Consider the following 22,772-nt stretch of genomic DNA (forward strand, 5'->3'; position numbering starts at 1 on the left):
TCTAAATGTAACAAAAATCAAAACAGAGCAGAAACCTGCTGTTCCTGCTCCATTTCATCAAATCATATTCTACCGTCCAGATTTACTGTAAAATCCTCTTAGCTGTCCCATCGGAGATCACATCTGTGCCTCCCAGCACAGCCAGTCTGCTGATACCCACAGAGCTTCCGTAAACTTTCGCATCTGTATATGCAGTATCTTCTACCAGCAGCAGCGGTGATTCCATTGAGATGGCCAGCGGTCCGCCTGCCAGTCCATCCGGGAATTTCATGCCGTATGCCAGCACTGCCGTATCACACTTGTCCGGGAAGAATGCCTTCGCTACCGCTACAGACGTCTTGTAACGATTGTCTCCTGCGATACGTTCCGTCTTGCTGTCCTTATCATAAGATTTCAGCTCTTTTCCCACCTTATCGCTGACTACATCAGCTCCGCCAATGAGATAGATATCCTGTACATTTGCTTTATCCAGATAGGTTTTCTGTGCTTTTGTCAAGCCTCGGTTATCCACCAGCAGGATCGGTTTGCCGACTGCTGATGCAGAAAGACTATCTGCAAAGCCTTCTCCTGTACACGCCAGCAGATCTTTCTTCGACGCCTTTGCTTCGTTCAAGATCTCAAGATTCGTCTCATAGCGAGTATCGCCCGCCAGTCTCTTGACGTCAGTGTCCTTTAAACTCTTTTCAAAGCGTTCCGTCACGACATCGCTTCCGCCCAGCAGATAAACGGTTCCTTTATCCGACAGGTTCTTCTCGATGTATTCTCCGATCATTTTTTCGCTTGCCACGCTGCGATCCACAAGGATCAATGGTGCTTTCTTTACCTTTGCAAGATAACTTCCTGCCAGCGCATCCGGATAATTGTTGCCGTCTGCTACGATGATATCGCTGAATTTATCAACAGTCAGACTCTTCTTTAACGCATCCGCAGTCTTCAACGCAGTCTCATAGCGGGTATCTCCCGCGATACGAACAAACGAAGCAGGGTTTTCCGGATCCTGTTTGCCATCCGAAGTATCCTCCTGCTTTTCCCAGATAGCGGATAATGTCATTGACTGCTCTTCATCATATCTTTCCCCCGGCTGATATACAGAATTTCCTGCTTTCCATCCAATAAAGGTATATCCTGCTTTATAAGGAATGCTCGTTCTAAGATTTATGGCCTGATACTGTTTTTTCTGCTGATTTGTCACCGTTCCAGTCCCACCATTCAAATCATATTTAATCTGGTATGTTTCTTTCCACTGGTTTAATGTGACTGGTAAAAATCCAACCGATTCCAACTTTTGGAATGAAAATTCACGGTTTACTCTCCACGAACTTTTGTATGTTCCTGTACTGGTTACATTCGGGCTTATTTGATCTGTTATAATCAACTTACTAGCGTTTGCATCTATTTTTCCATTCTTATGGACTATTTTTACTCCTGTTACTAATTCTACATGTCCTGCACCTTTAGATGTATCACTATTAGATCGAACCATAACGTCACCCGGTCTGATTTTCGCATATACATTGCTGTAAACATCTCCATAGCTATAGTAACGACCGCTTTCCAAAGCGGTTAAAATTTTGTCTGTGTACCCAGCAGTTTTATAAGCTGTATAGCTCCCATACGAGCCGACATAAGTTAAATCATTTCGATATAAATATCCGTTTTTCGTTTTGCCTGATGATGCAGTCATGGCATCATATAAAAAACATGAGCTAACATACATACCATTTTTTGACTTTAAGAAAGTGCTGTTGTCCGAATTATTTTTGGTTCCATACCGTAATGCAAAGGATGCTGCAGAAGAACAATCTACACCTTTCACTTCATCAGTTCCCTTGATGGCGTTATCTATTCTGGTCTGAACTACGCTGGCATTCGGGTTCGAAAATCCACGGTTCACCTGTGTATACGGAAGTCCTCTATACTTGCCTGCATTCAACGTAATATAACTTTTCGCCGTATACTTGTACTTCAGTGATTTCTGCTTGGGTATAGACCATTCTACCGTAGCCATTTCTATCATTCGATCACAAGCAGAACTCCGTTCTGAACCTGCCGTATATGTATAACCGTCATCACTGGTTACGACGTATTTTCCAGTCGCACCGACAGAAACGGGAACCAGCAGCAATATTCCTAAGATCAACACTATCAAAAAACACATAAAATCATATTTTCTTCTGTTCATAGATCCTCCTTCACTATCGCACCTATATCCTGCATTTCTGTATAATATAATATCGTATTATAGCATAAAGTTTTCACTCAAGTCTCTATCTTGTAACTTTTTGCCCCTGAAATGTAACAAACAGGAGACCAACCATCCTGGTCAGTCCCCTGTCTGTTATTTATCAACTTATATTTTACTATCCAGTTTTCGCTTTACCTACTGCACTACCAGTTTCACGGTTTTGTCTGAAATCACATCCTGACCTCCCAATGCAGCAAGCTTTTTCAGACCTGCGGTCTTCCCATATTCTCTCGCATCTGCATATGCAGTATCTTCTACCAGCAGCAGCGGTGCTTTCAGCGAGATCGCCAGCGGTCCGCCCGCCAGTCCATCCGGGAATTTCATGCCGTATGCCAGGACTGCCGTATCACATTTATCCGGGAAGAAGGTCTTTGCTACTTCCACCGAAGTCTTGTAGCGGTTGCTTCCTGCGACTCTCTCCACCTTACTGTTTTTGTCATAAGCTTTAAGCTGTTTTCCTACTTTATCGCTGACCACATCAGCGCCTCCGATGAGATAGATATCCTGTACATCAGCTTTATTCAGATAAGTTTTCTGATTTTCCATCAAGCCACGGTTATCCACCAGCAGGATCGGTTTGCCGACTGCCGATGCAGAGAGGCTGTCTGCGAAGCCGTCTCCTGTGCATGCCAGCATATCCTCCTTCGACGCCTTTGCTTCATTCAGAATCTCAAGGTTTGTCTCATAGCGAGTATCTCCTGCCAGTCTCTTGACATTAGTTCCCTTTAAGCTTTTTTCAAAGCGTTCCGTCACGACATCTTTGCCGCCCAGCAAATAGACCGTTCCCTTAGCCTCCAAATTTTTCTTGATATATCCACCTATCACTTCTTCGCTTGCCACACTGCGATCCACAAGGATCAGCGGAGCATTCTTTACCTTTGCAAGATAACTTCCTGCCAGAGCATCCGGATAATTGTTACCGTCTGCTACGATGATATAGCTGAATTTATCGATACCCATGCTTTTTTTCAAAGCATCGGCAGTGTTCAATGCAGTATCATAACGAGTATCGCCTGCAAAACGTACTACATCACTCTTAGCAAACAGATCCTTTTCTTTTCCACCAGGTTCATATATGCGGAACTGCTTCGTTACCGACCCAGTATAGTTACCTTTACCTGTGATCACGATCGTTGCCGTTCCTGCCTGCGTATTATTCTCATATTTAACAGTGTAGTCTGTTCCTTCAACAAGTTTTTTATCTCCATCCGTCAGTACCAGATCCAGTTTTATCGCTGAACCGGTATACTCCTGATTTTCGATTCCGGAGATTTTGACTTCTGAAATATCTTTGAACTGTTTCGCATCTTTCTGCCATACAGTAACCTTATATTTCTGGGTATTTTTCTTGTTAGCTGAAGTAACCGTAAACTCAAGGGTATCGCTTGTCTTATTGTACTTGCCCGTCCGTTTATAGACATCCGGCTCCCAGTCAACATAATCCATCCCTGTTTGGTCGACTACCGCGTAGTTTTTCGCAGTTCCCTGCACATAAAGCCACGCCTTGTTTATCTGTACATTCTCTGGCAGCACAACTACTGCGCCTTCTTCCGATTTTGCGGCTTCTATATCGATCGGAACTGATTTGTCCGCGTCGCTATCATGCATCTTTAAATAGTTCAGATTCAGGCTTTCCATATCTGTACTGTCACCAGTTTTATCCTGTGCGAGCTTTACTTTATAGTTTTTCGTATTTTTACCATTTGCCGATGTTACAGAGAATTTGACAACGTATTCCCCGTTAGAATCTAATGTGTAGGAATACTCTAATCCTTTTATTTCCTGATCTTTTTCCTCAGAATACCAGCTGAGTTCCACATCACCGCAGGTCTCCGGATCATAGTAATACGGTACCGCTACTTCTGTTCCCTTCGCTGTGGCTGCTTTCTCTAAATCGATCTCTTTGATATCATACGCTTTTTCATCACCCCAGGTATAAGACTGGCCGTCCCATGTGGCTACCTGCATATTGTCCAGATCTGCAGATGTTCCGTCACTTTCTACCAAATTGATACGGAAATCATGGATGCTTCCATCTTCTGCTTTATACTCATACTTTTTAGTAATCTTTTTATCGCCGTTCAATTCGATTTGTCCAATATATCCTTCGGTATATGTATCGCCAACTTTGATTCCGCAGTTCTCCTCAATATCATTCGGCACCAAATAGTACGTAAAGTCTACTTTCCATTTTTTTCTCATCGAATCATATGGCAACGTGATCGTTGCTCCATTTTCCGATATAGCTTCTTTTCCTTCCAGATTATAGGCATAGCTCTTCTCATAGACACCTGTTGACTCATTATACGAATCCGGATCAGAAACTGTTAATTCTCCCCATCCTTCGGTACTGTAATCACTATCAGACTCGAACATGCTGACGATATACGTTTTTTCCACTTTTTTATCCACTGATTTGGAATTTACGGCGTAATACCAGATATCATTATCCGGATCGCAGTCATTGACATCCTGTGTAAATTCCGTTCCATCCGGCATCTTACCTTTAATCTTGAAACCCTTTTCCCGGTCAAAACCTTTCGAGAGATAAGCTCTGCCTCCGTCATCAAAGACTATCGGGCTTTCCATCTCATCTCCAGATACAGCATCATAATAAAGTACGCTACAGTCATATGGTTCTGGGTCAGAATTGTCTCGCCACGTAGCAAACAGGCGACCAGGAGAACCCCGAAAAATCTGATTTTCAATAATAGAATTTTCCGGATATGCAACCCATCCTCTGAAGGTATATCCTTTTTTCTCCGGTTTCTGCAAATCATCGGTATTGATCGTATCATCTTCTGACAATGGAACCGAATATGTCAGCGTCGTTTCACCCTTCTTGAACGTTCCATCCCGTCCATCGAGCATGACGGTCTTTTCATTGTTCACTACGCATCCTGCTGTTTCCTTGAACGGCTGTAGTCCATTCAAGTGAGATCCGTTGAGATCAATATTGATATGGAATCCCGACCAATCTTCTGCATTGTTTATATCCGAAATCAGATTACCATCACTGTATCCCATCTTCAGATTGATGTTAGGATTGTCGCCTGCATCCAAATAAATTGAACTGATAGATCCTCTGCCTTTCTTTTCTGCTCCGATCCATACATCAACAGGTCCCGTCACGTCATCAGCAATAACGATGGAGTTTGCATTGCTCGGATTGTTTTCTGCCTGGAATATCTGATCTACAGTTCCCCCGTTAATATATACATATGTGCTATTCACAACATCCGACGGACTTCCTGCCACGATCCTATGCAGTTTACCGCTGTTCATGCAGATCTCCGTCGATTGTAAAAAGGAATCTTTACTTCCTCCGTAAACGGTATAGTCACTTGTTACATAATAGGTCTCCTCTACCGTATTTTCTTCTGAATCATAGCATTCGATTTTGACCGTCTTACCATCCGTAGCTTCCGGATGGTCGGCACGATCCTGCTCCGTAATGGCCTCAATTACGATCTTGTGGCCCTCTGCAAAAAAACACTTCGCACTTTCATCATTTTTTGCACCATAGCTGTTGCTTGTACAAAAAACCATGCATAATGCCAGGATACACAGGCCTATTACAGGCACAAAAATCCTGCTTCTCATTTCATTTGTCATTTGCTACCTCCCCAAATATATTCTGAAACTTCTAACTTATCTTATCATTTCACAAGGATTTTAGCAATACTATTCCAGTTTTACGGCAAAATTCTCTTTACTGTCGCACCTAAAAAATATAACAAACAGGAAGCCAACCACATTGATCAGCCCCCTGTCGGTTATATTCGTTATATACTTTTCATCATCTTCACGATACTGGTTCCGTAGTCAGCCGCCGGAGCCCAGCCTTTGCCATATGGATTCGCTTTGATCCCAAGCCATTCTACATATGGAGCCGTGCCTCTGGTCACGTAGCTGAATCTCGGATCGACGCAGGTGTTTTTAAGCGCCTCTTTGTTGGCGTACGCCTTCAGGTGCTGCACATGCGCCCGGATCCCTGTCCTGATAGAGCCGAAACTATGTCCCGGTTTTCCTCCGCCTGTCGCACCGATCCCGGCGAAGTTATACTGATTTGCTTTCACATCTCCTCCGAACTGCAGCCAGCCTGTTTCCTTCATGGCCTGACAGAACGCTACCTCTGCCCGGATCCCTTCTGCATTACATTCTTCGATATAGATCTGTGCGAACTTTTCGATCGTAGGAGCTTCCGAATTTCCGGAATACGGATAGCTCTTTTTCTTGGAGTTATAATACTTAGCGAATTCATCTGCCGTAGTAATGGTCGCACCTTCGATACTGGTGAGGCTCTCCTCTCCGATCTTCCACCGCTGTGCATCAGTCCCATTCATCCTGTAGGACTGGATGTTGGTTCCCGGAACGGCTTTCCCGTGAGCTGCATCCATCACCGTGCCCAGCTTGGAACGGATATAGTATGTCCCGTCATCTGCATCGATGAACTTCCATAACTGACCGTCTGCCTGACTTTCTGCAGCCTGCTGGATATTGGCCCCTGGTTCCGCTGAATTTCCTGCAACATCAAGGCACTTCCCTGACTTGGTCACATAGATCCGGTAATATCCATCCGCATCGTATTTTACAGTAAATTTCTGATAATCGCTGTAGCTCAGTCTGCCCAGCTGGATATTTGCGCCGTCTTCCGCTTCATTTCCCGCCAGTTCCATGGTGCACATGCTGTTCAAATAGCTCTTTATCGCATATTCACCCTCTTTTACAGGGCGATACGTATTTTTCGTAATACTCCATTTCTGTGCAGAAGTCCCATTAGGATAATAGGACTGTATCTTCGTTCTAGGCTGTGCCTTGCCGCCGGAAACATCCACAAAAGTTCCCTTTGTGGACTTGATATAATACTGCCCGCTTCCTGCATTGATAAATTTCCATTTCTGTGTATCCGAATTGCTGGAATTCATCTGCCAGATCGGTGTTCTGGATGCGCCTGATCCATTGGCCAGATCCAGAGCCTTGCCTGATTTCTCCGAAACGATTTTATAGTACCCGTCACCCTGATAAGTCACTTCGAACCGCTGCGCCGAAGTATTATTGCTGCCATATAACTGGACGCCGGCTTTTTCTGCTAAAGAACCACCGGTAATATCCATCACGCAGTTGTCTTTTAATGCACTTGTAAAGATATATGTACCGTCTTCGATCGGCTGATCTTCAGCATTGACTCTGGATGCATCCAGGATCCAGCTCTGTGCCAGACTCCCGTTATAGCCATACATCCAGATGTTGTTGTTTTCATCCATGCTTCCCGAAGAGGAATCCATAAAAGTCCCCAGCTTCGACTTGATAAAATAGCTTCCTTCTCCAGTGCTTATAAATCTCCACAACTGACCGTCTCCACCGGTCCAGTCAGCCTGCTGAAGATTGACCCTTGTTTCACGGCTCTGTCCTGCAACGTCCAGCACTTTTCCACTGGCTTTATTGATGATCCGATAATATCCATCTGCAACGTACTCGATCTCATATCTCTGTGCATCTGCATTATCGATCACATTGATCTGGATATTATTATTTTTTTGCGTCGCCAGCCGCAGAGAATCCTTCTGGCTCGCAATCAAATAAGTACCATTCTCTACGTTCTGATCCTGTATTTTTTTCAGTTTCCACTGCTGCGCACCCGCACTGCGCATATTCTGCACGTTGATATTGGCGCCATTGTTCAGGCTGTCGCCTTCTATCGATAAAACGGTGCCCAGTTTGGATTTGATATAGTAGCTTCCATCTTCCGCTTCAATAAACTTCCACAGCTGAGCATTGCTGCCGTTGCTTCTGTACTGTTGCACATTCGCCCCAGATTTCAGCGATGCTGACGCCACATCAAAGGCCTTATTGGAATGTTCTGTGATAATAGAGTAATATCCCTTCCCTGCATAGCTGATATGGAATTGCTGAGCTATCGTATCGTTGTTCTGATACAGCTGTATGTTTGCTTTATCGTTGATGCTTGCCTTGCTGACATCCAGCACTTTACTGTCCTTCTGACTGCTGACAATACTGTATACGCCATCCTCCACCGGATGATGATCCGAAACGGTCAGTTGGAACTTCTGAGCATCCGATTTCACCAAGTTTGAAGCAACGAATCCCGATCCGTCATCATTTAAGGTCAGATATGTCCCCACCTCAGAGCGGATGTAATAGGAGCCATTCCCCGCATCAACGAATTTCCAGATCTGTGCATCGCTATCGTTCCAGGTATACGGCCGCACTTCTGTTCCCGACTCACTGGATCCTTTTTTCACATCTAATGCCTTGCCTGAGGATTCCACCAGAATCTTATATCTTTTACTGCTTACCTCTACCAGTTCAAACCGGCTGTCAGAATTCACGCTATCCTTACCTGTCAATGTAAGAGTTTCTTTTTCTGACTTCATTATGTTTGCCGGATCGGCCACAGAATTAACGGCGTATGTGCCTTCTTCCATCGCTACTCCAGGTTCCTTGGAAAGCCGGAAATATTTCGCGATTCCCGTAGCATCCGCGACACCCAGCTGCTTCAGCTTGCTGTCACTGCTCAGGAATCTGTTATAGTCCTGTGCATTGGAGAGGAATGCATGTTCTACGATGATTCCCGCCATGCCCCGTTTCTTACTTTCACGGATCACACCATAATAGTCCGAATAGGATCCGTCCGGATACTTTGATCCATTAGCTGTATTGCGGATCTTGATACCGCGATCCGATAATCCCAGCTTCGTCAGTTCGCTCTGGATCGCACTGGCAACGCCCTTGCCTGTAGTCCCTGCCGCAGGCTTATAGTTCTGATTCGGATAGTATACCTCTGCTCCGTAAGCGCTGCTGCTGCCGGAATTCTGATGGATACTTACCAGAATATCTGCATTGTAGTTTTTCGCGATCTGAGCGCGTTCTGCCAGAGAAGGATTAGTGTCACCAGTCCTTGTCATGTATACTTTCACGCCTTCATACTGCTCCAGCTCTGCCTTGCAGTACTGTGCTACTTTAAAGTTGATCGTCTTTTCATATACAGATCCTCTTCTAGCACCAACATCACTTCCACCATGACCCGGGTCTAAAACGATCACGATATCCCGACCGGCATTCACCAGGTCTCCTGTTTCGTCGCCGACCGAATCCAGTACCGCTTCTATCTGCGAATTCACTTCTTTTTTATCGACGGATCCATCCGCATCGATGTCCACCACTACCGTTTCATCGCTTACATCCTGTGCATCTGGTATCTCATTAACGATCTGAAAAGCTGCATCAATTTCTACATCATCGAACTCAAGGTAGTTTTCGATTCCATCCACATAGAACTTGACGCCTTTTACCGTATACTCATCCACTTCTTTTGAAGAAAATTCCTTTGTAAAAAGGATCGAGTGTTCTGTCCTGTTTTTTTCCTCTAACGTGAAAGTTTTTCCTTTTTTATTTTCGTAAACCAGCACAAATTTCTCGACTTCATCGATATTTTCTTTCCATGAAACTGCGATGTTCTGCGTTCCTGGGGATTCCAGTTTCCTGCTCTCGATATAAAGGAACTTCATTTCATCGTTGACATTAGAAACTAGCTCTTTCTGTTGATCTTCTGCCTGCGGTTCTGCCGCCTGGTTCTGTGATGTGGCTGCTTCTGGATCTGACTGTTCCTCTGCGTAAATATAGTTCACAGGGATGATCATTGTAACTGCCAGCACCATGAAAACCAGTATTCGTGCTACTTTGACTTTCATCTTCTCCTCCAAATCTCTGCTGCGCTCTCTACTTTAAAAATAACGATATCTATTGAAAAAATGCTCTGGCTGTTCGATCAGAAATCACTCCCGTATCCCCCAGAACCACCAGTTTATTTATTCCTGTCTTCTGCGAATAATCTTTCGCATCTGCATACGCAGTATCTTCTACCAGCAGCAGCGGTGATCCCATCGAGATTGCCAGCGGTCCGCCTGCCAGCCCATCCGGGAATTTCATGCCGTATGCCAGCACTGCCGTATCACACTTATCCGGGAAGAATGCCTTCGCTACCGCTACAGACGTCTTATAACGGTTATCTCCTGCGATCCGTTCCGTCTTGCTGTCCTTATCATAAGATTTCAGCTCTTTTCCCACCTTATTGCTGACTACATCAGCTCCGCCGATGAGATAGATATCCTGTACGTTCGCTTTATCCAGATAAGTTTTCTGTGCTTTTGTCAGGCCTCGGTTATCTACCAGCAGGATCGGTTTTCCAACTGCTGATGCAGAGAGACTGTCTGCAAAACCTTCTCCTGTACATGCCAGCAGATCCTCCTTCGATGCCTTTGCTTCATTCAAAATTTCAAGATTTGTTTCATAGCGAGTATCGCCCGCCAGTCTCTTGACATCAGTGTCCTTCAAACTCTTTTCAAAGCGCTCCGTCACGACATCGCTTCCGCCCAGAAGATAAACAATACCCTCATCCGACAGGTTCTTTTCGATGTATTCCCCGATCATTTTTTCGCTTGTCACACTGCGATCCACAAGGATGAGCGGCGCTTTCTTCACCTTTGCAAGATAACTGCCTGCCAGCGCATCCGGATAATTATTGCCGTCTGCCACTATGATCGAACTGAAGTCTTTGACTTCAAGGCTTGTTTTCAAAGCATCCGCTGCCTTCAATGCAGTCTCATAGCGCGTATCCCCTGCATATCGAACGATGTTTTTCTCAACATCAGATGCATTTTTATTGGTAACAGTCGTATATCCTTTGATACGTGCACAATAAGATGATTTACTTTCTGAGCTGTACAGATCCATCCAGATTTGAGGGTTTTGGCGAAATAAAAAGCTCTGATCTGCCTCCTGACCCGCTTCAAACGAAATATCCTGTGAGGAATATGTACTTTCCACGCCAAACTGGGTTTGATCTTTCATCGTAACTACAATGGAATAGCGACTTCCAGGATCAAGCAGGATCTCAGACTCTGCCGGAACAGAAAAGGAATGATAGCCCTTACCTTTTGCCGACACATCAAATGATGCGCTCTCCGCTCCACTCAATGGATCTTCCGGATCTGTTATATCTGTATAAATTTTTATATTATAGCTTGTAATTCCACCAGCCCACTCTGTAAAACCTACCGCTTCCAGCTTCTGCATTTTTTTACTTCCCTTGACCTCATAAATATTCGCCATCTTGTCTCCGTCATAGACCAGAATAGAACTCAGGGAAGCATTGCCGTCATACTGGTAATTATAATCATACTGGTTTTCAGATTCTAAATCAAGAGAGATCGCATTATAAAGAGATTTATCGTCATATGAGATATAAAAATATCCATTATCTCCCCAGTCCTGACTGTAACTGTTCTGTACGATCCACGCCCCATCATGCTCAGGAGTCTTCAGCCATGAGCTGCCGCTGCTGTTAAAATTTTCTTTTTTATAGGAATCGTCCCATCCAACGATGGTGACCATATGATTATTACCCTCATTGCCACTTGCATCATAATATGCTGAGGTATCATAATCCATATGCTCCCATCCATAGTACATGGCTATCATAACTGCACCATTTTCGTAAACAGATCGTTTGACGTCATCTGCTGAATCCAATATTTCCGCATTCGTGATACGGATCTCATCATCGTACGCCAGAGCCTTGTTAAAAAACTTAGTCATCCCGTCGTTAAAAGGTGCCTTGCTTTCCAGTGCAAATCCGCCCCAGTTCGCCAGTCCCTGTAAAGTCATCAATCCGTTCCCACCTAATGATGTATAATCTTCATCCGGTTCTAAAATAATATTTTTATCTTTGGCGGTATTCCCGAGAGGATCATTTTCCCGGTTGTATAAAAAATAGCCTAAATGAGCCGGAGACAACTCCACTCCTGATTTCGCTGATGCATGCTGTTTACCATTATGTAAAAAAGTCCGTTCAGCAACGGTCGTCGCTGCAAATGCCCAGCAAAGGCCAGTCGACTGCTGATTCTTTACTTTAATCAAATCATTATAGGATTCTTCTCTTGCATCATAGTGAAACGGCAGGTCACCGCTTTTTTTCTGCAATCCCGATTTTCTGTTTGCCTGTTTTAAGGGAACAGAATTATCATCGTCCAGGAGCGACTTCAGCTTCGGCTCCAAAGATTTCTGGACCTCGATTTCAGCTTCTGTCAGCGCCCGACCTTTTGTGTACTGATACGTTTCCTGTGCACACACAGAAGATACGCTTACGATCATTATCGCAGCCAGTATAATGCATATTAAAAATCCAGTCTGTCGTATTTTCATCTTTTCTTTTTCCTCTTCACGATCCACACGATCCCCCCGGCTATGGCAACCAGGATCACGACAACGCCAACAGCCATCCCTGCGATCTTATTAGGCTGTTTGAAGATCTCTACCGGCGACCAGCTGTCGATTTCTGTCTTTCGGCCCTGATCCTTGCTGTAATACGATGGGATCTGGTCATCTGCGAAGGAATCCAGATAAGATGCTACCGCATACCAGGCTTTGACTTCTTTATCGCCGTCGTAGATGATATGATCTTCGTAGTTGGTGATCGGGTTTCCTTCGGCGTCTTTTGGTTCTATTTTCAAGATGCCTGCTGATTTATCCTTGACCGCCCCCAGCATCTGGCAGGAATAGAGATCTGCCGCCACGCTGTAGAGCTGATCATCGTCTAGCTCTGTCACAGAAATACCGTCATTGTATCCGATGTCCACCGCTCTGTTTAACATCAAACGGTGCGGGTTCCAGCTGTATTCCAGACCGCTGCAGTAAAGTCTTGCCACGCCCATGAAATTGGATACGCTGGCGTCCACTTCTGCCACAGCTTTCAGTTCCTTCCCCGTCAGATAAGCTCGCACCAGCGGATATCCTGCCTGACCATCCTTGCCGTAACCAAGCGAAAGGATATTAAAAGCGTCTGCCACCGTCACCGATCCCTGTAAAAAACTCCCTCGGATCACGCCCAGCGGCACGATGGTCACCTGCACGCCGCCCTGATCGGAAGTCACTTCTCCCGAAGCAACGCCGCCCGTCTCATACCCTTTGACTGAGCCTTTCTCTGCCTGCATGATGGCGTATTTATAGGAATCGGCCAGCAGATTTCCCAACGGCTCTTCTCCTTGAGTCAGCCCTATCTTAGAGCTGTCCGGAAATGTGATTCGATTCTCTACCACCGTATCTGACACACTGTATCCATACTGACTGAAATATTCTTCATCCACCAGGTTCCGATACTTGCTGAGCTCTGCCTCAACCGAAGCATCGCCTTTAACCGATTCGTCCAGTGGGACAAGCTCATAATCCTTGATTTTATAACGATCTCCGTCTTTTTTCAGCACCACATGTCCCATGTTGGTATTGTAGCTGCCGCAGGAAGCCAGATAAGTATCTCCCACCTGCACCGGTTCATCCAGCGTGGTATGGCTGTGTCCGCTGACGATCAGGTCGATGTCCGGCACATTTTCTGCCAGCTGGTAATCCTCCGATTCTTCCAGTTTATCCGCTTCATTTTCAATGGTCCCGCAGTGAGAAATGCAGACGATGAGATCCACGTCTTCCTTGTCCTTGATCTCGTTTACAACGTCTTTCGCCGTCTGCTGTGCATCCTTGAAGATCAGTCCGCTTTCTGGCGCATACTCCACCGCAGACTCGCCCAGAAGCCCGAATACAGCCATCTTGACCCCATCGTGATCTAAAACCGTATAGTCCTTTACGCCGTAGGTGTCGCAAGCCTCCTTCAGGATCTTTGCATCGTCTTTCAGCGATCCATCCTTTAAAGTCTTCTCCCAGTCGATATTGGCGCTGAGAAGCTGCGGCCCCTTGCCGACAGCTGCCTGCAGCATGGAGGCAAGGCCCTTTGCACGATAATCGAATTCATGATTGCCGAAGGTAGTCGCTTCATACCCTAAAAACTTCATCATTTTCAGCTCGGAAGCTTCCCTGGAAAAAATCGTCTGATACGGCGTTCCCATGGAAAAGTCCCCGCCGTCCAGCACGAAGCTGTCCGGATAGTCGGCTCTCACCTCGTCCATGGCAGTTTTCAGCTTACCGAAGCCGCCAGTTTCCACCACCTTGCCGTCTTTCGATATCCGATCCGCGTCCATATGGGAATGCATGTCGTGTGTGAAAATGACCGACACTTCACCCGTATCGGTCGCGGCATAGCTTTCTGTATCGATCATGCTGCCTGCCAGAAGCATAGCGCATCCGCAGCTCAATGCGGTGCAGATCGCCAGCAGCCTGGATCTCAGTTTCTGTTTCATTTTCTTTCCTCACATAAGTACTGTGGCTCTATAGGGTCCTGCTTTTCCATCAGCTTCGTCAGTGCGCTGATATCGCTCTTCTCCCCGGCAGCACCGGCAAGCTTCCTGGCACTGGTCACAAGACTGCTAAAAAGGTTTTCGTCCGGTTGATAGCAGAATTCATACACTTCTGCATCTTCCAGATCGCACTCCTTCTGCATCTGTGCTACCGCATCGTCATATGTGTCCACCACGTCGTCCACCAGCTTGTTGGCTTTGGCCTGCCTGGCCGTATAGATCCTGCCGTCAGCGATGGAGCGGACATAACTTTCGTCCAGCTTCCTGCCGTCAGCAACGATCCCTACGAATTGATCATAGGCTTCATCGACCATGGACTGCCAGATCTCTCGCTGCTGATCCGTCATAGGCTCAGTCAGACTTCCCATGGCTTTATTAGGCCCGGATGTGATAGACTCTGACTTGATGCCGTACTTTTCCAGAAGTCCTGAAATATCGTAGATCGTCCCCATGGTGACGCCGATAGAACCCGTCCAGCAGTTCCGGTTTGCCAGGATCTTGTCCGACGGCGCGGAAATATAGTACCCTCCGGAGGTCGCCTGGGATGCGAAATAGGCGTATACAGGCCGTTTCGTCTCTTTCTGATACTCCCGGATCTTCAGGTACACTTCATCGCTCTCATACACGCCGCCACCCGGCGTGTCCACGTACAGCATCAGCCCCTCATTGGAATCATTTTCTATCATGCTGTCGATGTTTTCCAGGATATACTGCTGATTGTAATTTTCGTCCGAATCGCCGATAGTCCCTTCGATATAGAGGACGGCGATATGATCTTCATGGATGGATGCCGCATCCGTCTTGTTCTGATCCAGCCCGGAAAATCCTGTGATTTTCAGCAGGATCCCCAGCAGGAGCAGTCCTGCCAGAATGCTCCCAAAAACAAGCAAAGACCGGGGTGGTTTTTTACGCCCTCCCGGTGTCTTGTTATTCCCATTATCCTGCGGCATGCCGTTTTTGGCACGCCACAGGTCTTTTGCTCTGATTTCATCTCTGTTCTGGTTCTGATTCATATCTCTTTCTCCAGATAAGGCTCGATTCTCTTAAATAGTTTTTTCTGCGATTTCCTTAAGCAGGTTTTCCTGCAATTCATCCGGCTTGATCTCAAACTGTTCGCCAGTCTTGTTGTTGCGGACCGTCAGGTAATCGCCCTCGACTTCCTTTTCTCCGATGATGCAGATATATGGATTTCTTTCGTTTCTGGCTTCACGCAGTTTGTAACCGATCTTCTCGTTTCTGATATCGGCTTCCGCACGCAGTCCGGCTTCTTCGAACTGCTGCGCGATCTTCAGCGCATAGTCGGAGTACTTCTCTGTTACCGTCAGCAGCTTCACCTGTACCGGCGCCAGCCAGAGCGGGAATTTTCCTGCAAAGTGCTCGATGAGGATACCGATGAATCTTTCGATGGATCCGAAGATAACGCGATGGATCATGACCGGGCGATGCTTCTCTCCGTCGGATCCTACGTAGGTGATATCAAAGCGCTGCGGCATCTGCATATCCAGCTGGATCGTACCGCACTGCCACGTTCTGCCGATAGAATCCTCCAGGTGGAAGTCCAGCTTCGGACCGTAGAATGCGCCATCGCCTTCGTTGATCACATACGGTACGCCGATGCTTTCCATAGCTTCTTTTAATGCGGATTCTGCTGCTTCCCATTCTTCGTCTGTTCCCATGGAATCATCCGGACGAGTGGACAGTTCTATGTGATACGTGAATCCAAACATCTTATATACATCATCGATGAATCTTACAACACCGATGACTTCGTCCTTGATTTGTTCCGGCAGCATGAAGATATGAGCATCGTCCTGTGTGAACGTCCGCACACGCATCAGTCCGTGAAGTGCTCCCGAAAGCTCATGACGGTGTACCTGTCCCAGTTCGCCCATGCGGATCGGGAAGTCACGGTATGACCACATCTTGCGCTTGTACACCAGCAGTGAACCCGGACAGTTCATCGGCTTGATGGCGTAGTCTTCTCCATCGATCTTAGTGAAATACATATTTTCTTTATAATGATCCCAGTGACCGGAAGTTCTCCACAGATGCTCGTTCATGATGAGCGGCGTCTTGATTTCTTCGTATCCGCGTTTTCTGTGTTCCGTCTTCCAGAAGTTCTCCAGTTCATTGCGGATGATCATGCCCTTCGGCATGAAGAACGGGAATCCCGGAGCTTCTTCATACAGGGCGAACAGATCCATTTCCTTGCCGATCTTCCGGTGGTCTCTCTTCTTGGCTTCTTCCAGACGCTGCAGGTACTCGTCCAGTTCCGCCTGCGTCGGGAAACACGTCCCGTAAATTCTCTGGAGCATCTTACGCTTCACGTCGCCTCTCCAATAAGCACCCGCTACGCTCTGCAGCTTCACAGCCTTGATCTGTCCGGTGCTTGCCATATGCGGTCCGGCACAAAGATCTACAAAATCTCCCTGCTGATAGAAAGAAATGACTTCGTCCTCCGGCAGGTCTTCGATCAGCTCCACCTTGTAATCCTCGTGCTTGTCAGCCATGAACTTGATGGCTTCTTCCCGCGGCAGCTCGAAGCGTTCCAGCGGATAGTTGGCCTGGATCACCTTCTTCATTTCCTTCTGGATCTTCAGAAGATCCTGATCGTTGAGTTTATGCTCCATATCAAAGTCATAATAAAATCCGTTATCGATCGCAGGTCCGATGGCCAGCTTGGCATCCGGCCACAGTTTCTTCACGGCCTGAGCCAGAATGTGGGACGTCGTGTGTCGATAGCATAATCTTACCTGTTCATCTTCAAAATTTATTTTTTCCTTAGCCATTTGGTTCCTCTCCTCTTCTTACGTATTCTGCAAATCTATTGTTCCAGCGCCAGCTCGATCAGCCGGTCGATCAGATCAGGGTACGGGATGCCGGAGGCTTCCCAAAGCTGCGGATACATGCTGATATTGGTAAAGCCCGGCAGCGTGTTGATTTCGTTGAACACTACTCTGCCGCTGTCTTTTAAGAAAAAGTCTACACGGGCAAGTCCGCGGCAGCCCATGATCCGGTAGATCTTGACCGCCGTATCCTTGATTTCCTGTTCCTTCTTAGGATCCAGATCCGTTACGACGGCTGTTTTCGATGCGTCATTTTCATATTTCGCGTTGTAATCATAGAATTCGTTTGCTGCAAAGATCTCGCCGATGCACGATGCTTCCGGCTCTTCGTTGCCCAGCACCGCCACCTCGATCTCGCGTCCTGTGATCGCTTCCTCCACCAGCACCTTGTCATCTTCTGCAAAGGCCGTTTCCAGTGCTTTCGGCAGCTCTTCCGCGTTCTTCACCTTGCTGATGCCCACGGATGAACCGGCGTTAGCCGGTTTTACGAAAAGCGGATACGTATCGTTGAAGTACGAGGTGATGCCCAAAAGTTCTCCGTATGGATCCTTTGTATAACGCTGATGATAGATCAGAACAGCGTCCGCCTGACTGATGCCTCCGGCCTCTTCCACCATGACCTTGGTGATCGCTTTATCCATAGATGCTGCCGATGAGATGGTATCGGAACCTACGAACGGGAGCCCCGCGATCTGCAGAAGCCCCTGCATCCTGCCATCTTCTCCGTTTCTTCCGTGAAGCACCGGGAAAACCACATCGATGGATATCTTCTTCACAGCTTCCGTATCTTCCAGCACAACCAGCCCGCGACTGGCTCGATCTAAGGAAAGAGCCACGTTTTTATTCGCAGGATCCTGCTCCCAGGAGCCGTCACCGATACGAACAGCAGGGGAACTTGTCAAAAACCAGTTCCCCTCCTTCGTGATTCCCACCGTATAGATCTCATATTTTTCCCCATTGATATGGGTGAGGATCGACGAAGCCGACACCCTCGAAACCTCGTGTTCCGAGGAGACTCCGCCGAATAAAATCAGTAATTTCGTCTTATCCTTCATAATTTCCCCTTTTATATTTAATACAGCCCTGTCTTGGCTGAGATCCTCTTGCTGATATTCTGTACATCCTGTGTCGGAGTATACCCTTCCTGACCGAAGAACTGCTCGTGCAGCTTGGTCACGTTGCTGCTGAGAGTTACAGGAGGACCGTACCAGCCGCCGTGAGACCATTCTCCGACGTCATAAGGCCAGCCCACGCTGTCGGTCATCTCATAGGAATTGAGTTTCAGCACCATATCCATCATATCGGCAGAAGACATGTTGGTCTTGATCTCCGGCAGGATCTCATTGGATATCTTCTTCAATGCCTTGGTATCCATCTTGGCCGCCTTCTTGAATGCTGCCTTAACCACGATCTTCATACGCTCGTTTCGCCGGTAATCTCCATCCACGGAATCCTTACGGATCCGGGCATAGGTGACAGCCTGGTTGCCGTTTAAAGTCTGCTTGCCGGCGGTCTCGATCTTAGCGTTGGAACCACCGATATTCTTATAGGTATCCTGGATGTATTTGTTCATTTCCTTGATCTCGGAGTCTTTGATGTTGATATCCAGTCCGCCCAGGGCATCGACTGTATCCGCAACGGATTTCCAGTTCACGACTACCACTTCCTTGACGTTGAGATCCAGGTTTTTATTGATAGCATACAGCATTTTGGTCGGCCCGCCGTAGAAATATCCGTGAGTCACCTTATCCAGTCCCGGAGAATTATCTCCCAGATCCAGCATGGTGTCACGATAGATGGAGAACATCTTGATCTCGTTGGTTTCCTTGTTGATGCTGGCGATGATGATAGCATCGCTTCGTACGTTCTCGTCGCTGCTCATATCTCTGGCATCGATCCCCAGAAGGGCGATGTTGCGGTAGTTTCTCAGATCGGAATCCACCTGCGGGTTGATGCCGATGAGATCCGGATCAAGTTCGATCCGACCTACGTTATCCAGTGTATTCTTTACTACGGTCAGCCCTGCTGCGATGACCCCGCCGATCCCCAGAACCAGGATCAATACGATGATCAACGCGATCTTCAGGCCGCGTCCTTTTTTCTTTTTCTTCTTTCTTTTTTTGGAACCGCCGTCAAAACCGTCTCCGCCGGATCCATTTCCGCCGTTTCCACCGTTTCCGCCGTCTGCGAAGAAAGCATCTTCTTTCTGTGCTTTCTTGCGCGCTTTTTTCTCAGCGCGGGTCAGCTTGTCGGCTTTATTGACTCTGCCTTTTCTGGCGATAGGTTTACGGTCGTCGATTTCCTCTGCAGCAGACTGTCTCTGCTGACGCATCTTCGATACTCCATACGGCGTATCTTCTACAGATGTATGAAATCCGCCGGAACTGTCAAATTCCTGCGAGGGCTGATGCTGCCGACGGTTTCCCGACCGGTTGGGAATGTAGGAGCCATATAAAGTATCATCCTTGACATAGCTTCCTCGATCCTCGTTATGTTCCCGCAGGCTGAGATATTCCTGATAGGCGTCCTGCCTGGCTCTGGATTCCCTGCTGCGATCATTGTCATGTCTTCTGTTATCATTCATAGAGTAATAGTGCTCCTTTCATGTCACAGTCCATTATATCAATAGAAGCGCTTCCTTGCAACAACCGGGAGCCCTCCCACTGTAAAAGTTGTGTGAAGATGGCTAAAATTAAAAGGTTCTTAAGAATTCCTCCACGGAAGTCTGCACTGCTTCATACAGATCCTGTGCCTGCCTTTGATCTTTTCCTCGTATGCAGTAGTAAAATTTGATCTTCGGTTCCGTCCCGGATGGTCGCACTGCGACCCAGGATCCGTTGGGGAAGAAAAACTTCAGAACGTTGGATCGAGGCAGCTCGTCTACTCCCTTTTCATAATCAAGTATCTTGTCCGGTTTCCCAAGCGGTGCAAACACCGATCCTCTACGGCTGCGCAGACGTGCCATGATCTTCTGCATCTCCTTTGCACCTTTCGCTCCCTCGAACACGAAAGAATCCTGCTCATCTATGTAGTAGCCGTACTCCTGATAAAGATCCTCCAGTGCATCCAGCAAAGTCTTTCCCTGCGTCTTGTGCCACGCTGCCGTTTCGCAGAGGAGCATAGCCGCCAGAACCCCGTCTTTATCCCGGATATGCATCCCGCCTATATAGCCGTGACTTTCCTCATATCCCAGTAGGAATTCTCCCGCTTCCATATGATTCATTTCCTCACATACAAACTTGGATCCTGTCAGCGTGTGGATCACAGTTGCTCCTCGAGAAGTCACGATCCGCGAGCCTAAATCCCCAGTCACAACGGTAGTCACCATTATTTTTCCTTTCACGCTGCCTTGTCTGCTGAGGAAATCTGCCAGCAGAGCTCCGATTTGATTCCCGGTAAAGAAAAATGCTTTTGAGTCACAGATCACACCTGCCCCGATCCTGTCACTGTCGGGATCCGTTGCGATCATAAGATCTGCATGTTCCCGTAAAGCCTCTCGCTCAGCAATGCGAAACACTTCCGGCTCTTCCGGATTCGGCTTTCGAAGTCCAGGGAACTTCCCATCGAATCCAGCCTGCTTTTTCACAAGATGCACCTGGGAAAATCCATCTTTTTCTAGTGCGTCCAGGACAAAATCACGACCCGATCCAAAGAGCGGCGTATATACGATACTCAGATCTTTCTTTGCGGAACTATCATTCAGTTTGCTGCAATCCACAGCAGCACTGGTAAACTTCTCTGCGATATCCTCGCCGATCCACTCGATGTTCTCCTGTGCCAGATCATCACAGTGCGGAACATCCAATGGATCCGCCTTTTTCAGCATCCATCGAAAGATTTCTTCTGTCTTGTTTGGTCCCATTTGAGCACCGGAAGCTTCATACGTTTTAAAGCCATTATATGCTTTCGTATTATGACTTGCTGTGATTACGATGCCTCCGTCACAGTGGAGTTCCCTTACTGTATAGGACAGGAGAGGAACCGGGGAATATCGGTCAAATATAAGCACGTCAAGACCAGCTTCCGCCAAAACCTTGGCCGCTTCCTCTGCAAAGTTTTTTGAATCCAGTCTCGTATCGTAGGCAATAGCAACTTTTTTCCCTGCTCCCAGAACCTGCGCCATGCCCCATGCTGCAAGCCTTATCGTATAGCGGTTGATCCTGTTTGATCCCAGGCCGACTTTACCACGCATGCCTGCCGTGCCAAAAGGAACCTGGCGGTAAAAGCATTCTTGCTGTTCTTCTTCTGTCATAGAAACAAGCAGCTTACGTTCCTCTTCTGTCAGATCCGGCAGCAGACACCATTTTTCGTATTCTGTTTTAAACCTGTGGTCTATTCGATGTTTTTTCTTCATTCTTTTCTCCAAAAACAAAATACCGCTGTCCCAGGTAATTGAATCCCGTAAACAAGATCATTCCTGCCAGCATCGCTATATTTTCCTGTACCTGCTGTGTTGCGCCTGTCAGGATCGCCCGGACTGCCGGTTTAGCGATCCCATATGCCAGCAGATAACACACCGCTATGTTTCCGGTGAATCGCAATGCGCTCTGAGCGATCTGCCCCTGATGCTGGAACGTAAACTTCTTGTTGAGCACATAACTGAGTATGCTCCCGATAACGTAATTCGCCGCCGACGATACCCAATAGGAGCAACCTGCCAGATTGTACAGTCCGAACATGATAGCGGTACCCACCAGGGTGTTGACGATACCGACCAGGACGAATTTTAGGAGTTTTTTGTCGATGATATTACTCAACTATTTGTTCTCCACTTTCACACTGTCTTTTAAGCACATAGCACACGGAAGGCTTAAGTAAAACATAGCTACCGTCTGCTTGGCAAATGGCAGTACAACGATATCAAACAGCGATGCGATTCCAAAAGCAGTAATAGCCATTACTGCAAAGAGTTCATAAGATGTATTTATTCCCCTTGAAAAAACACATCGCAAAATCCAGCATGCACAATATAGTTCTAATAAGAAAAACAACCCCCCTGCAAAAACTCCAGAACGTAGTAGTAATTCCAAAACTGTATTATGAGCATGATAAATAGGATGACTTGTATCAGAAACAATAATAGGTTTGTTTTCAATATCATTCCCAAGTAACGAACTCTGTTTTATACAATATTGCCATATTTCAAGTCTACCCGAAGAAACTGCATTTAAATCCATTCCATTGTCAACAGTCTTTTCTTGCTGCATTCTCTGCTCAATCACTTTATCAACTTGGATACTGGAAAGTGATGGTTCCGTTGAATCTACGCTAGTCACAACCTGAGTTTCTGAAACCGTTTTTGTTGTTTCTTTTTCCAATACATTTTTTAATTGAAGACCGTTTATAAAAACAGGAATCAATACAACTAAAAAAAATGCATACAAAATGATCCGTTTGAGCAGGATCCCTGTCTCT

General features: G+C 46.7%; 12 protein-coding genes. All 12 read right to left on the reverse strand.

The genetic code is table 11. The features are described 5' to 3' along the window. Nucleotides 1-82: 82 nt before the first annotated feature. Nucleotides 83-2,182 carry a cell wall-binding repeat-containing protein gene (locus tag H8876_RS07940; RefSeq protein WP_249287296.1) on the reverse strand — a complete coding sequence of 700 codons (2,100 nt, stop codon included), beginning with the start codon at nucleotides 2,180-2,182 and terminating at the stop codon, nucleotides 83-85. 198 nt (nucleotides 2,183-2,380) lie between these two features. Next, the gene (locus tag H8876_RS07945; protein ID WP_249287297.1) at nucleotides 2,381-5,860 is read right to left on the reverse strand and encodes a cell wall-binding repeat-containing protein; all 3,480 of its coding nucleotides are present in this window, start codon (nucleotides 5,858-5,860) and stop codon (nucleotides 2,381-2,383) included. A 170-nt stretch (nucleotides 5,861-6,030) separates the two neighbouring features. Further along, nucleotides 6,031-9,960 carry an RICIN domain-containing protein gene (locus tag H8876_RS07950; protein ID WP_249287298.1) on the reverse strand — a complete coding sequence of 1,310 codons (3,930 nt, stop codon included), beginning with the start codon at nucleotides 9,958-9,960 and terminating at the stop codon, nucleotides 6,031-6,033. A 49-nt stretch (nucleotides 9,961-10,009) separates the two neighbouring features. Next, a complete protein-coding gene (locus H8876_RS07955) occupies nucleotides 10,010-12,472 on the reverse strand; it encodes a cell wall-binding repeat-containing protein (protein ID WP_249287299.1) in 2,463 nt (820 codons plus the stop codon). Beyond that, nucleotides 12,469-14,454 carry a bifunctional metallophosphatase/5'-nucleotidase gene (locus H8876_RS07960; protein WP_249287300.1) on the reverse strand — a complete coding sequence of 662 codons (1,986 nt, stop codon included), beginning with the start codon at nucleotides 14,452-14,454 and terminating at the stop codon, nucleotides 12,469-12,471. The genes H8876_RS07955 and H8876_RS07960 overlap by 4 nt, the downstream gene beginning before the upstream one ends. Beyond that, nucleotides 14,451-15,524, reverse strand: coding sequence for a signal peptide peptidase SppA (gene sppA, locus H8876_RS07965; RefSeq protein ID WP_249287301.1), 1,074 nt, complete (start codon nucleotides 15,522-15,524; stop codon nucleotides 14,451-14,453). Before sppA ends, H8876_RS07960 begins: the two co-directional genes overlap by 4 nt. A 30-nt stretch (nucleotides 15,525-15,554) precedes the next feature. Continuing rightward, entirely contained in the window at nucleotides 15,555-17,300 is a 1,746-nt protein-coding gene (gene thrS, locus H8876_RS07970) for a threonine--tRNA ligase (RefSeq protein ID WP_346727849.1), read from the reverse strand. Between the two features lie 35 nt (nucleotides 17,301-17,335). Beyond that, nucleotides 17,336-18,412, reverse strand: coding sequence for a D-alanine--D-alanine ligase family protein (locus H8876_RS07975; RefSeq protein ID WP_249287302.1), 1,077 nt, complete (start codon nucleotides 18,410-18,412; stop codon nucleotides 17,336-17,338). Nucleotides 18,413-18,429: 17 nt separating this feature from the next. After that, entirely contained in the window at nucleotides 18,430-19,941 is a 1,512-nt protein-coding gene (locus tag H8876_RS07980; RefSeq protein WP_249287303.1) for an LCP family protein, read from the reverse strand. A gap of 108 nt (nucleotides 19,942-20,049) precedes the next feature. After that, nucleotides 20,050-21,711 carry a phospho-sugar mutase gene (locus H8876_RS07985; RefSeq protein WP_249287304.1) on the reverse strand — a complete coding sequence of 554 codons (1,662 nt, stop codon included), beginning with the start codon at nucleotides 21,709-21,711 and terminating at the stop codon, nucleotides 20,050-20,052. Next, a complete protein-coding gene (locus H8876_RS07990) occupies nucleotides 21,677-22,114 on the reverse strand; it encodes a GtrA family protein (protein ID WP_249287305.1) in 438 nt (145 codons plus the stop codon). Before H8876_RS07990 ends, H8876_RS07985 begins: the two co-directional genes overlap by 35 nt. Beyond that, the coding region (locus H8876_RS07995; protein ID WP_249287306.1) for an O-antigen ligase family protein at nucleotides 22,115-22,772 on the reverse strand (658 nt) is incomplete at its 5' end.

The organism is Lentihominibacter faecis, from assembly GCF_014306095.1.
In the GTDB taxonomy this organism is placed as follows: Bacteria; Bacillota; Clostridia; order Peptostreptococcales; family Anaerovoracaceae; genus Lentihominibacter; species Lentihominibacter faecis.

Coding starts and splice junctions, on each gene's coding strand:
- H8876_RS07945 (WP_249287297.1), bottom strand. CDS start 5,860: ATGACAAATGAAATGAGAAGCAGGATTTTTGTGCCTGTAATAGGCCTG.
- H8876_RS07955 (WP_249287299.1), bottom strand. CDS start 12,472: ATGAAAATACGACAGACTGGATTTTTAATATGCATTATACTGGCTGCG.
- H8876_RS07960 (WP_249287300.1), bottom strand. CDS start 14,454: ATGAAACAGAAACTGAGATCCAGGCTGCTGGCGATCTGCACCGCATTG.
- H8876_RS07980 (WP_249287303.1), bottom strand. CDS start 19,941: ATGAATGATAACAGAAGACATGACAATGATCGCAGCAGGGAATCCAGA.
- H8876_RS07985 (WP_249287304.1), bottom strand. CDS start 21,711: ATGAAGAAAAAACATCGAATAGACCACAGGTTTAAAACAGAATACGAA.
- H8876_RS07940 (WP_249287296.1), bottom strand. CDS start 2,182: ATGAACAGAAGAAAATATGATTTTATGTGTTTTTTGATAGTGTTGATC.
- thrS (WP_346727849.1), bottom strand. CDS start 17,300: ATGGCTAAGGAAAAAATAAATTTTGAAGATGAACAGGTAAGATTATGC.
- sppA (WP_249287301.1), bottom strand. CDS start 15,524: ATGAATCAGAACCAGAACAGAGATGAAATCAGAGCAAAAGACCTGTGG.
- H8876_RS07950 (WP_249287298.1), bottom strand. CDS start 9,960: ATGAAAGTCAAAGTAGCACGAATACTGGTTTTCATGGTGCTGGCAGTT.
- H8876_RS07975 (WP_249287302.1), bottom strand. CDS start 18,412: ATGAAGGATAAGACGAAATTACTGATTTTATTCGGCGGAGTCTCCTCG.